Source organism: Micromonospora sp. WMMD710, from assembly GCF_029626045.1.
Taxonomy (GTDB): Bacteria; Actinomycetota; Actinomycetes; order Mycobacteriales; family Micromonosporaceae; genus Micromonospora.
Map to the genome: position 1 here is coordinate 4,393,688 of NZ_JARUBD010000001.1, position 12,117 is coordinate 4,405,804.

Here is a 12,117-nt window from a genome sequence, read left to right on the forward strand (position 1 = left end):
GGACCGCGCCGACCACCCGGGTCATCGAGGTCCACGAGGTCTGACCGGGCGCTCAGTCCCTCAGGGCGGCGGCGTCGGCGGGTAGCGGGGTGGGTGGCGTGGCACGGCGGCCGGCGCGGGCGCCGCCGAGCACCACCACCGCCACCCCGACCAGCAGCAGCGCCATCCCCAGCAGCGCGTACGGGCGGGGCAGCTGACCCAGCCAGGCCCACCCGAGCAGCGCCGCACCGGGCACCTCCAGCAGGATCAGCACGCTCACCGTGGTCGCCCGGATCTTCTGCAGGGCGTAGCTGAACATCGAGTGCCCGAGCAGTTGGGCACCCGCCACCAGGGCCAGGATGGCCAGCCAGGTGCGCCCGTCGAAACCGGTCAGCCGTACCCCGCCGACCAGGCAGATCAGCAGCAGGACCAGCGCGCAGATCCCGTAGCAGATGGTGGTGTAGGTGGTGGTGCTGATGCTCGCCCGGGCCCGCTCCCCGAAGGCGACGTAGACGGCCGCGAACATGCCACCGGTCATCGCCAGCAGGTCACCGAGGACAGCCTTGCCGGAGACACCCACGTCGGCGCCGGTGGCGACCACCGCGCCGCTGACCGCCACCGCGATGCCGATCCACACCATCGGGGGCAGCCGCCGCCCCTGGCCACGGGCGATCAGCCCCTGCCAGACCGGCTGGGTGGCGCCCAAGGCGGTGGCCGCGGCGACGGAGGTGAGCTGGGCGCTCGGCACCCAGGTCGCGAAGTGCGCGGCCAGCGCGACCCCGGAGAGGACGCAGAAGAGGCCCTCCCGCCGGCCCGCGCCGACGGCCAGCCGGCGGAACTCGGCGCGGCGCCGAGCCAGGGAGAAGGGACTCAGCACGGCGACCGCGAGCATGTTGCGCCAGAACGCGATGGCGAGCGCGGGAGCGGCCGCGTACGCGATCAACGGTGCGGACGACGACACGGCGACGACGGCCAGGCCGACCGCGCCGGTGGTCAGCGGATCCAGGGAGGGGCGGGAGTCAGGTGGTGCCACGGGAAGCAATCCTCACACGTATGACGGACAACACGGACGATCAGCGCTCCGTTACGATCACGCGGGTTCCCGTCGGTGACCCCCGACCGCCCGGAGGCGCTTTCCATGCCCAGCTACCAGGCGGTGCTGTTCGACTTCTTCGGCACGCTGACCCGTTCGGTGCAACGCGGCGTCGCGCACCTCGGCACCGCCGAACTGCTCGGATGCCACGCCGACACGTTGACCGAGGTGCTGGACCGCACCTACTACGAGCGGGCCACCGGCCAGCTCGGCGACGCGGAGGCGACACTGCGCTGGGTGTGCGCCCAGGCCGGCGTACACCCCAGTGACCATGCGCTGCGCGCGGCCGTCGCGTCCCGGCACCAGGCCGTCCGCGCGGACACCCGGCTGCGCGCCGACGCGGTGCCGGTGCTCGCGGCCCTGCGCGAGCGCGGTCTGCGCACCGGCGTGATCAGCGACTGTACGCACGAGCTGCCGGCGTTCCTCCCGCAGCTCGCCATCGCCCCGCTCCTCGACGTGCGGGTCTTCTCCGTGCAGGTCGGACAGTGCAAGCCGGCCCCGGCGCTCTACCTGACCGCCTGTCACCGGCTCGGGCTGGCGCCGGGCGACTGCCTCTACGTCGGCGACGGCGGCAGCCAGGAGTTGACCGGCGCCGAGCGGGCCGGGATGACCGCCGTCCGGCTCGCCGCACCCGACCTGAGCGACCACATGGTGTTCAACGCCGACCGGGAATGGCACGGCCCGATGCTCGGCACGCTGCGCGACGTGCTCGACCTCATCGACATCGACGCCGAGGTGGTGGGTGCGGTCTGACGACCGGCGTCAGCGGCGGCGCACCCGGTGCAGGCGGAACGGTTTGCGGGTGACACGAACCGCGGGTGTGGGCCGGGGCGGCTCGGACTGCGCGTCGGACGGCAGGTCGGCGCCGGCCAGCGGCACACCGGCCGGGGCGAGGCGGTTCACGGCGCAGTCCTCGGCGGCCCATCGGGCCACCAGATCCGCGGTCGGACCGGGCGCGTTCAGGCGCTTGCCCGCCACCAGCGGCGCGGTGGTGTCCCATGCTTCGGTGCCCGGGCGTACCCGGGTCACCCGCGCCGACCAGGTGACGATCCGGCCACCGTGGTCGCCGCGCAGGGTGACCTGCGCCTCGGTCGCGTCGGCCAGGCCCGGCGCGGCCTGTTCACCGGGGCCACTGACCACGAAGAGCGCCCCCTCCAGCGGGGCGCACCAGAGCGCGAGCGCCGGCCCGCCGGCCACGCTGACCCAGGCCACCGCCGCTTTCTTCATCGCCTCGTCGACCAGCGGCGTGCCGCCGGGGGCGTCCTCGTCCGTCACACCCGCATTCTCCCGCATGGACGCGTGCGCGCCGGTCAGCCCACGAAGGGCGGTACGGCGATCTCGCCCCGGGCCACCGCCATCACCTGGCCGGAGACGGTAGCGCCGACCACCACGCCACCTGCCGCGGTGACCGTGCAGGCCAGCTCGGACGGACGGTTCACCTCCACACCCTGGCGGACCACGTACTCCGACGTCCCCTCGCCGGGCAGCAGGCCACTCGCCACCAGCCAGACACCGAGGCCGAGCGCCGCCGAGCCGGTCGCCGGGTCCTCCGGTACGCCGAGCCCCGGCACGAAGACCCGGGCGTGCGCGGTTTGCGTGGCGGCGTCCCAGGAGAAGACGCTGACGTGCGCCACCCCGTACCGCTCCGCCACCGCCGGGTTCAGCCGTGCCCGGGCGACCGCCTCCGGCCGCACCGGCAGGTAGGGGAACTCGAGCCCACATCCGGCCACCCGGGGTGCGGGGCCGGCGTGGTCGTCCGCGCCCAGCCCGGCGATCTCCAGCAACGGCTCCGCGTCCAACTCGGGGCCGAGGGTGGGGGTGCCGCCGGTCAGCGTCGCGCCGGACGCCGTCACCTCGATCGGCAGCACCCCGGCACCACACTCCTGGGTGATCTGCCCCACACCGAACATTCCGCGCCGGCTCGCGGTCACCGCCGCGCCGACGCTGGGGTGCCCGGCGAACGGCAACTCCTCCACCGGAGTGAAGATCCGCGCCCGGTAGGTGGCGCCGACCTGCGTCGGAGGCAGCACGAACACCGTCTCGGAGAGGTTGAACTCCAGCGCGAGCGTCTGCATCTGCTCGGTCGCCAGCGCCTCCGCGCCGAACACCACGGCCAGCGGGTTGCCGGCGAACGGGCGGTCGGTGAAGACGTCCACGATCTCGTACGCCAAGGTCGACATGTTGATAAACACTAGGCGCTTAGGCTGGTGCCCGTGAGCACGCCGACCCGGGTCTACATCGCCCGCCTCGCCGGAGTCGCCGTCTTCGATCCGAACGGCGACCAGGTGGGCCGTGTTCGGGACGCCGTGGCCCGGCTCCGGGCCACCAAGCGTCCACCGGAAGTGGTGGGCCTCGTCGCCGAGATGCCGATGCGTCGACGGATCTTCCTGTCCATCAACCGGATCACGTCCATCGACCCGGACGCCGTGGTGCTCGGCTCCGGCACCCTCAACCTGCGCCGGTTCGAGAAGCGTCCCAACGAGCTGCTCGTGCTCCAGGAGCTGCTGGACCGGCGGGTGCAGCTCGAACCGGGCGGCCAGCCCGGCGCGGTGGTGGACGTCGCGATGGAGTGCAGCCGGGGCGGTGAGTGGGCACTCAGCCGGGTCGCGGTCCGCGAGCAGACCGGCCGGCTCACCCGCCGCGGCCACCTGCACCAGGTCGAATGGGACCGGGTGCGCGGGCTCAGCGGCATCGCCGACAACCGGGGTACGGCGAACCTGCTCGCCGTGCTCGAGGACATGCGCCCGGCCGACCTGGCCAACGCCCTGCAGGACCTGCCGGACGCACGACGCAACGAGGTCGCCGCGGCTTTGAACGACGAACGGTTGGCCGACGTGCTCAGCGAGCTGCCGGAACACGACCAGGTGGAGATCCTCGCCGCACTGGACCGGGAGCGGGCCGCCGACGTCCTCGAGGAGATGGACCCGGACGACGCCGCCGACCTGCTCAACGAGCTGCCCCCGCCCGAGCAGGACGTCCTGCTGGACCTGATGGAGCCGGACGAGGCGGACCCGGTGCGTCAGCTGCTCAAGTACACGCCGGGCACGGCGGGCAGCGTGATGACCTCGGAGCCGGTCATCCTGCCGCCGGACGCCACCGTCGCCGAGGCGCTCGCCCGGATCCGGGAGCCGCAGCTGTCCCCCGCCGTCGCCGCCCAGGTCTTCGTGACCCGCGCCCCGCAGAACACCCCGACGGGCCGCTACCTGGGCATGGTGCACTTCCAGGCGCTGCTGCGCGAACCACCGGCCGACCTGCTGGGCAAGGTGGTGGTCAACGACATCGACCCGCTGCGCCCCACCACTCCACTGCCGGAGATCACCCGCCGGATGGCCACGTACGACCTGGTCGCCATGCCGGTGATCGACCGGAACAACCGGCTGGTCGGCGCCGTGACGGTGGACGACGTGCTGGACCACTCGCTGCCCCGGGACTGGCGGGACCGGGACACCCTGACCGCCGCGGGTGCCTCCGACGCGGCGCTGGACGGCACGGATGGCTGACCAGCGGCGGGCCGAGCGGCTGGACCAGCCGCGCGAGCCCCGAGGCGTCAAGCTGCCCCGGTTCGACGCGGAGGCGTTCGGCCGGTGGTCGGAGGGCATCGCCCGGGGCATGGGCACCGCGAACTTCATCGTGGTCATGACGGTGGTCATCACGATCTGGTTCGTCTGGAACACTCTCGCACCGGCGAATCTGCGCTTCGACCCGTACACCTTCACGTTCCTCACGTTGGTGCTGTCGTTGCAGGCCAGCTACGCGGCGCCGCTGATCCTGCTGGCACAGAACCGGCAGGCCGACCGGGACCGGGTCGCGTTGGAGGAGGACCGGCGGCGGGCCACCGCGCAGAAGGCGGACACCGAGTACCTGGCCCGGGAGATCGCCGCGCTGCGGATCGCGCTGGGCGAGGTCGCCACCCGCGACTTCCTCCGCTCCGAGCTGACCCGGCTGGCCGAGGAGCTGGACGAGGCGGGGCAGCGCCGGCAGCGGCTGGAGCGCCGCCAGGTGGAGAAGGAGGGCCGGCAGGAGCGGCGCGCCCAGCGGGCGACCGACGGTGTGGGGCTGGACGAGCCGCGCGACGACCTGGACGGCGACCTCACCCACGACGCCCGGCCGGACGGCACCGGCCCGCGCCGGTCGGAGGGTTGACCACGGGGTCATCGATTGGCTCACACCGCTGCGGGCAGCGGCGGCAGCGGATGCCTCGCGACGTAGCATTGCGGGCATGTCAGCACCCGTCAGCACCGTCGAGGACGCGATCCAGGCCGCCCTGGCCACCGTCAACGACCCGGAGATCCGCCGGCCCATCACCGAGCTGGGCATGGTCCGCTCGGCCACGATCGCCGACAACGGGGTCGTACGGGTCGAGCTGCTGCTCACCGTCGCCGGCTGCCCGCTGAAGGACAAGCTGCGGACGGACATCACCGTCGCGGTCGCCGCGGTGCCCGGGGTGACCGGAGTGGAGATCGACTTCGGTGTGATGACGCCGGAGCAGCGGCAGTCGTTGCAGTCGCAGCTGCGCGGTGGCGGCGGCGAGGAGCCGGTCATTCCGTTCGCCCAGCCCGGCTCCCGGACCCGGGTGTACGCGGTGGCCAGCGGCAAGGGTGGCGTCGGCAAGTCCAGCGTGACGGTCAACCTGGCGGCGGCGCTCGCCGCCCGTGGGCTGTCCGTGGGTGTGGTCGACGCGGACATCTACGGCCACTCGGTGCCCCGGATGCTCGGTGCGGACGCCCGCCCCACCCGCGTCGAGGACATGATCATGCCGCCGCAGTCGCACGGCGTGAAGGTGATCTCGATCGGCATGTTCACCTCCGGCAACGCCGCCGTGGTGTGGCGTGGCCCGATGCTGCACCGGGCGTTGCAGCAGTTCCTCGCCGACGTCTACTGGGGCGACCTGGACGTGCTCCTGCTGGACCTGCCGCCGGGCACCGGCGACGTGGCCATCTCGCTGGCCCAGCTGCTGCCCAACTCGGAGATCCTGGTGGTCACCACCCCGCAGGCCGCCGCCGCCGAGGTGGCCGAGCGGGCCGGCGCGATCGCCCTGCAGACCCACCAGCGGGTCGTCGGTGTCATCGAGAACATGTCCTGGCTGGAACTGCCGGACGGCTCCCGGATGGAGATCTTCGGTGCCGGCGGTGGCGCGGCGGTCGCCGAGTCGCTGACCCGGACCATCGGCGCGCAGGTGCCGCTGCTCGGGCAGATCCCCCTGGACACCCGCGTCCGGGAAGCCGGGGACGCCGGCAACCCGATCGTGCTGGCCGAGCCGGAGTCGCCGGCCGCACAGGCGCTCGGCACGATCGCCGACCGGCTGGCGCTGCGCCGCGAGTCGCTGCTCGGCAAGCCGCTCGGCCTCAAGCCCGCCGGGCGCTGAGCACCACGATCGACGACGCCCCGCCGGCCACTCGGGCCTGCGGGGCGCGATCGTCTCCGTGCCGGGTCGCTCAGGTGGCGTCGTCGTAGCTGGCCCGGGGGGCCGGTGCCGAGGGGGCACCGGTGGCCGTGCCGGACCGGGTGCCGTTCGACCGCGGGTCCACGGCGTTGGCCACGTCCTTCAGCTCGTTGTGTACGCCACTGACGTCGGCGCGCAGATTGTCGTAGACGCCCTGCATCGGCTTGCGGATCGCCGCCTCGTCCTCCTCGCTGAGGAGGTGCTTGCGGATGAACGCCTTCGGGTGCAGGTCTTCGAGCTGAATGTCGGTGCCCAGCTCGCGGCTCAGGTCGCCGGTGGCGTTGCGGGCCATGTTGCGCAGGTTGCGCACCATCCGCAAACCGTCATTGATCACGGCGGGCAACCGGTCACCAAAGATCAACAGCGCCAGGAGCAGCAGTGCCCCGACTTCCCACATGTTCAGATTCTCGAACATCCCGCGGGCCTCCTCTCGGCGTCAGCAGCAAGACTACGCACGTGAGACGGCTTTCGGGCAGGGGGTGGGCCGCTGTTCACTTCGCATCCGCGGCGAGGGTGACGGACGTGTTCTGCCGGTCGGCGCCGCGCCGGAACTCGACGGTCACCACCGAGCCGGGCGCGAACTTGCGGACCAGGGCGATCAGGTCGGTCGGTTCGGTCATCGGCCGGCCGTTGAGCTTGAGGATCACGTCGCCGACCCGCAGCCCGGCACCGGCCGCCGGCCCGGACGGCTCGACGGCCGCCAGCCGTACGCCGCCGCCGGCACCCGCCCCCGGCCCGCCCACCTGGGCGCCGATCACCGTACGCCGGGCCTTGCCGGTGCCGATGATGTCCTGGGTCACCCGCTTGGCCTGGTTGATCGGGATGGCGAACGCGAGGCCGATGTTGCCGGCCTCCTGGCCCTCGGCGACCAGCGACTTGATCGTGGAGTTCACCCCGACCACCCGCCCGGCGCCGTCGACCAGCGGGCCACCCGAATTGCCGTGGTTGACCGCCGCGTCGGTCTGGATCGCCGCGTAGTAGCGCACCGGCCCACCCGGCTCGCCGGCCTGCATCGTCCGGTCGAGGGCGCTCACGATGCCGGCGGTGACCGTGTTGGCCAGCGAGAGCGGCGAGCCCACGGCGAGCACCGGGTCACCGACGGCCAGCGCGTCGGAGTTGCCGAACTCCACCGGCCGCAGACCCGTCCGGCTCACCTTGATCACCGCGATGTCCGACTCCGGGTCCTGACCGACCACGGTCGCGGGCGCGGTGCTGCCGTCGTTGAAGATCACCGAAGCCTTGCCACTGCCGCCGGCCAGCACGTGGTCGTTGGTGATCACATGGCCGTCGGCGCTGGCGATGAAACCGGAACCCTCACTGGTGCCGCCGAGGCTGCTCACCCGCACCGTGACCACGCTGGGCAGGACACGTTCGGCGACCCCGGCCAGTGACTCCGGTTTGCGCTGGGCCAGTGCGGGCGGCTGGGCCGGCTCAGCTCCGAGGACCGTCGCGGCAGCCCCACCACGCACCGCGAACGCGTAACCGAGCGCACCGCCGAGGGCACCCGCCAGCAGGGCGGTGATCACCGGGATGAGCAGCAGGTGACGCAACGTCGGACGACCAGGTGCGTCCGGGTCGCTGACCGGCTCCGGCTCGGTGCCGGCCGCCACCGTCGCGGGCACCACCACCGCGACCGGGGCAGCCGGATCCCGCCAGGGGTCGGCGAGCGCGTCCGACCACCAGGGCGACGGGCCGGCGGTCGACCCGGCCGGTGCCGGTGACCCGGCGTACGGGGCGGCCGCCACCGGTGGCGGGCCCCCTGCCGCCGGTACGCCGCCCGGCGACGCCACGGGCGCGCTGCCGGCCCCCGGCGTGCCTGGTGGCCCCGCAGGCGGTACCCCTGCCCCGGGCGGTCGCGCCGGTGCCGGAGTCTCACCGCTCCGGCGCCAGTCCCAGCCGTCGGTCACGTCGGTGCCTCCCAGTCCGTCCCCGGATCCCGCGCCGCGTCGCCCGGCCACGGTCCGGTGTGGGCGCGGCTGACGGGATACCGCCTCCAGGATTGCACGGATGCGCGCGGTGGAGTCAGCGGTTGCCCCCGGTGATCGCGTACGACGGAAGCCGCGGCTGCGCCGCGCGACGGTCGCCTCTACGCTCACAGTGCCAACCCGCCCCCGCACCACGCACCGCCCCCGGAGGTGCCCCATCGCCACGGTCGCCGGTTCCGGCAATTCGACGACCCAGGCTCAGCAGTTCGCCGAGTCGTACGTCACCGAGGATCTCGTCCTGCGTACCGCCCGCAGCCTGGCCCACGAGGTGGGCCTCGACGCGGTCACCCCCGGCGCTGGCGCGGCGCTGCGTCTGCTGGCCGCGGCCGGCAACGCCCGGGCGGTGGTGGAGATCGGCACCGGCACCGGCGTGAGCGGTGTGTGGCTGCTGCGCGGCATGCGCGCCGACGGGGTGCTCACCACCATCGACGTGGAGGTGGAGCACCAGCGGATCGCCCGGCGGATCTTCGCCGAGGCGGGCTTCGCCGCCGGCCGCACCCGGATCATCACCGGACGCGCCCTGGACGTGCTCCCCCGGCTCGCCGACGGCGCGTACGACCTCGTCTTCGTGGACGCCGAGGCGACCGGCTTCCACGCCTGCGTGGAGGCCGCGCTGCGACTGCTGCGCCCGGGAGGCGTGCTCGCGCTCAACGGCATGCTGGCCGGTGGCCGGATCGCCGACCCGGCCGCCCGGGACGCCGAGACGGTGACCGTCCGCGAGACGATCAAGGCGATCCGGGAGTCGGAGCACTGGATCCCGGCGCTGCTCCCGGTCGGGCACGGGGTGCTCGCCGCGGTGAAGTGCTGACCGGCGTCAGTCGACGCTGGCCAGCCAGCGCAGCAGCCAGCGCACGCCCCAGCCGGTCGCGCCGCGGCTGACCTCGGCCTGGTCGCCGTCCGCCCAGGACGGGGCCGACATGTCCAGGTGCAGCCAGCGGTCCCGTAGTTCGCCGGTGAACTCACGCAGGTAGAGCGCCGCCAGCACCGACCCGGCACCCTGGGCGGGCGCGCTGTACAGGTCGGCGATCTCGCTGCCCAGGTATTCCACGTAGTCGGTGTGCAGCGGCATCCGCCACGCCGACTCGCCGGCCGCCTCGGCCGCCGCCAGCACGCCGGCGGCCAGGTCGTCGTTCTCGGTGTAGAGGGCGGCGGTGCGCTTGCCCAGGGCCACGGCGTTGGCGCCGGTGAGCGTGGCCAGATCGAGCAGGAGGTCCGGCTTGAGCTGCTGCACCGCGTACGCCAGCGCGTCGGCGAGGACCAGCCGGCCCTCGGCGTCGGAGTTGGTCGTCTCGCTGGTCGTGCCGCCGTAGTGCCGCACGACGTCGCCGGGGCGGAACGCCGAGCCGCTGACCATGTTCTCGGCGAGCGGAGCCAGCGTGGTGACCCGGACCGGCAGCCGCAGCGTGGCGGCGCCGAGGGTGGCCGCGACGACCGCCGCCGCGCCGGCCATGTCCTTGCGCATCAGCTTCATCGCCGGGACCGGCTTGATCGAGATGCCGCCGGTGTCGAAGGTGATGCCCTTGCCGATCAGCACCACGTGGGCACGTGCGTCGGCCGGGTGCCAGTCCAGTTCGACCAGGCGGGGGCCGCTCGCCGAGCCGCCGCCCACGGCGAGGATCCCGCCGAAGCCCTCGGCGGCCAGTTCGGCCGGGCCACGGACCCGCAGGCGCAGGTCGGGGAGGTCGGCCGCAGCGGTCGCCACCTGCTCGGCGAACCACTGCGGGTTCTTCACCGAAGAGGGCATGTTGGTCAGGTCGCGGGCGAGGTGGGTCATCGCCGCGGTCGTCCGGGCCGTGGCGAGGGTCGCCTCGTACCCGGCCGGGTCGGTGAGCAGCAGGTCGATGCCGCCGAGTGCGGGCGTGTCGCCGGCCTCGGTGAGCCGGAACCGGTACGAGGCGAGCAGCAGCCCCTCGGCCAGCCCACGGACGGTCGCCGGGGTCGCCCCGGCCGGAAGCGCGATGGTGATGTGCGTCTCATCGGAGGCGGAGCGGGCCAGAGCCGCGCCGGCGGCCCGCCAGGCCGCCTCGTCGCCGTCGCCGATGCCGAGCAGCAGCAGACGCCCGGGGGTGCGCCCGGGGCGGAGCTGGGTGCGGATCTCGCCGGCCCGACCGGTCAGCCGGGCCGCCGGCGTCAGCGCGGCGGCCTCATCGGCGGTGCCGTCCGGGGGTGCCACGGCGGTCGGCACCGGCTCGGCCGACTCCGCACCCCCGAGGGCCTGGCCGGCCGGGCGGACGGGCAGGACGAGCACGTCGAGCTGGTCGGATTCGGTGACGAGTCGGATGTCGAGCACGCGGAACCGCACCTCCAGGAAAGTGTCGCGGAGCGGACCGGGCCGCCCGGTCCGCGCCGATGAAGACCCTGAGCCACCGGCGATACCGGTGGCTCAGGGTCTGGGGAACGTTCCGGGCGGAGTACACCACCCGGAGCACTCCTCACTCAGCCGGCGGCTGCCTTCAACGCGTCACCGAGCGCGTTGGCCTCGTCGGGAGTCATCTCGACGACGAGCCGGCCACCGCCCTCCAGCGGGACCCGCATGACGATGCCCCGACCCTCCTTGGTGACTTCCAGCGGACCGTCGCCCGTCCGCGGCTTCATCGCCGCCATGTTGTCTCCCCTCAGACCTACACCAGGGTCGGTGGGTTGCCCCACAGCCACTTCGTCACGACCACCCGCAACCGTCGCGGGGGTGTCGACCAACGATTTTCCCTGATGAACACCGCCGGACCCAAACCGGAGCAGCATTGATGTAACAGCATCTAGCTTATCTTGAGAAGGCCTGTCACAATGTGCGGTCATGCAGGCACGGTCGGCACTCTTCGACCTGTACGGCGACCACCTCCGACCGAGAGGTGGCCGGGCACCGGTCGCCGCCCTGGTCAAGCTACTGGCGCCGTTGGGAATTGCACCGCCGGCCGTTCGCACCGCCGTGTCCCGGATGGTGCGTCAGGGCTGGCTCGACCCGCTCCGCCTGGCCTCCGGACCGGGATATTCGATCACGCCAAAAGCTGCCCGACGACTGGACGAGGCCGCGGCCCGAATCTACCGAACCGGCCGGGTCACCTGGGACGGCCGGTTCGATCTGCTCGTCCTGGAGGCGCCGGGCTCCCGGCGGGACCGGCAGCGGCTCGCCGCCACCCTGAGCTTCCTCGGCTACGGCACCCTCGACGAACAGACCTGGGTGGCCACCCGGCCCGCCGAGGACGTCGACCTGCTGCTCGCCGAGGCCGGCATCCGGTTCGAGCGGTTCACCGCCTCGCACTACTCCGGCACACCCGGGGCGATGGGCGTGGTCCGGCGGGCCTGGAACCTCACCGAGATCGGCCGCGCCTACGAACGCTTCGTCGCCGACCAGCGTCCACTGCTCGCCGCGGTCACCGTGCGCAGCAGCGACGAGGAGGCGTACGCGGCCCGGTTCCGGCTGGTGCACGCGTGGCGTACCTTCCTGTTCCGGGACCCGCAGCTGCCCCCGGCGCTGCTGCCCGAGCGCTGGCCCGGCACCGCCGCCGCCAGCTTCTTCGACCGGCACGCGGCCCGCCTGCGTCCGGCCGCCGACCGGTACGTCGAGCAGTGCCTCGACGCCGGCAACCGCATCGTCCGACAGAAGGGTCGTTAGACAC

Annotated in this window: 13 protein-coding genes; 6 read left to right on the plus strand and 7 right to left on the minus strand. The window is 73.3% G+C overall.

Features of this window, described 5'->3' with window-relative positions:
• Positions 1-52 precede the first annotated feature (52 nt).
• Positions 53-1,012 carry a DMT family transporter gene (locus O7620_RS20300; RefSeq protein WP_278124443.1) on the minus strand — a complete coding sequence of 320 codons (960 nt, stop codon included), beginning with the start codon at positions 1,010-1,012 and terminating at the stop codon, positions 53-55.
• A 105-nt stretch (positions 1,013-1,117) separates the two neighbouring features.
• On the opposite strand from O7620_RS20300, the gene O7620_RS20305 reads away from it, so the two are divergent.
• Complete coding sequence (locus tag O7620_RS20305) at positions 1,118-1,825, plus strand: HAD family hydrolase (RefSeq protein WP_278124445.1); 708 nt, start codon at positions 1,118-1,120, stop codon at positions 1,823-1,825.
• 9 nt (positions 1,826-1,834) lie between these two features.
• Here O7620_RS20305 and O7620_RS20310 read toward each other — a convergent pair whose 3' ends face one another.
• Both O7620_RS20310 and O7620_RS20315 read right to left on the minus strand, forming a co-directional pair.
• The gene (locus O7620_RS20310) at positions 1,835-2,365 is read right to left on the minus strand and encodes a hypothetical protein (RefSeq protein WP_278124447.1); all 531 of its coding nucleotides are present in this window, start codon (positions 2,363-2,365) and stop codon (positions 1,835-1,837) included.
• 17 nt (positions 2,366-2,382) lie between these two features.
• Positions 2,383-3,252 carry a PhzF family phenazine biosynthesis protein gene (locus O7620_RS20315; protein WP_278124448.1) on the minus strand — a complete coding sequence of 290 codons (870 nt, stop codon included), beginning with the start codon at positions 3,250-3,252 and terminating at the stop codon, positions 2,383-2,385.
• Between the two features lie 33 nt (positions 3,253-3,285).
• Between O7620_RS20315 and O7620_RS20320 the strand changes: the two genes are divergently transcribed.
• The 3 genes from O7620_RS20320 (at position 3,286) to O7620_RS20330 (ending at position 6,437) form a co-directional block, all read left to right on the plus strand.
• On the plus strand, positions 3,286-4,572 hold the full coding sequence (locus O7620_RS20320; RefSeq protein WP_278124450.1) for a CBS domain-containing protein: 1,287 nt from the start codon (positions 3,286-3,288) through the stop codon (positions 4,570-4,572).
• Positions 4,565-5,215: a DUF1003 domain-containing protein gene (locus tag O7620_RS20325; RefSeq protein WP_151489558.1), complete on the plus strand. Its 651-nt coding sequence runs from the start codon at positions 4,565-4,567 to the stop codon at positions 5,213-5,215. The genes O7620_RS20320 and O7620_RS20325 overlap by 8 nt, the downstream gene beginning before the upstream one ends.
• 76 nt (positions 5,216-5,291) lie before the next feature.
• On the plus strand, positions 5,292-6,437 hold the full coding sequence (locus tag O7620_RS20330; protein WP_151489559.1) for an Mrp/NBP35 family ATP-binding protein: 1,146 nt from the start codon (positions 5,292-5,294) through the stop codon (positions 6,435-6,437).
• Positions 6,438-6,507: 70 nt separating this feature from the next.
• Here O7620_RS20330 and O7620_RS20335 read toward each other — a convergent pair whose 3' ends face one another.
• Positions 6,508-6,930, minus strand: a complete 423-nt coding sequence (locus O7620_RS20335) for a preprotein translocase subunit TatB (RefSeq protein ID WP_151489560.1) — start codon at positions 6,928-6,930, stop codon at positions 6,508-6,510.
• 76 nt (positions 6,931-7,006) lie between these two features.
• Entirely contained in the window at positions 7,007-8,437 is a 1,431-nt protein-coding gene (locus tag O7620_RS20340; RefSeq protein ID WP_278127078.1) for a trypsin-like peptidase domain-containing protein, read from the minus strand.
• Positions 8,438-8,657: 220 nt separating this feature from the next.
• Between O7620_RS20340 and O7620_RS20345 the strand changes: the two genes are divergently transcribed.
• Positions 8,658-9,308 carry an O-methyltransferase gene (locus O7620_RS20345; RefSeq protein ID WP_225854397.1) on the plus strand — a complete coding sequence of 217 codons (651 nt, stop codon included), beginning with the start codon at positions 8,658-8,660 and terminating at the stop codon, positions 9,306-9,308.
• 6 nt (positions 9,309-9,314) lie between these two features.
• Here the strand turns inward: O7620_RS20345 and O7620_RS20350 are convergent, their stop codons facing one another.
• Together O7620_RS20350 and O7620_RS20355 are read right to left on the minus strand one after the other, a co-directional pair.
• Positions 9,315-10,790 (minus strand): leucyl aminopeptidase family protein, encoded by a 1,476-nt coding sequence (locus O7620_RS20350; protein WP_278124452.1) that lies wholly within the window; start codon positions 10,788-10,790, stop codon positions 9,315-9,317.
• Between the two features lie 146 nt (positions 10,791-10,936).
• Positions 10,937-11,104: a DUF3117 domain-containing protein gene (locus O7620_RS20355; protein WP_007455245.1), complete on the minus strand. Its 168-nt coding sequence runs from the start codon at positions 11,102-11,104 to the stop codon at positions 10,937-10,939.
• 190 nt (positions 11,105-11,294) lie between these two features.
• On the opposite strand from O7620_RS20355, the gene O7620_RS20360 reads away from it, so the two are divergent.
• Positions 11,295-12,113 carry a PaaX family transcriptional regulator C-terminal domain-containing protein gene (locus tag O7620_RS20360; protein WP_151489561.1) on the plus strand — a complete coding sequence of 273 codons (819 nt, stop codon included), beginning with the start codon at positions 11,295-11,297 and terminating at the stop codon, positions 12,111-12,113.
• Positions 12,114-12,117: the final 4 nt, after the last annotated feature.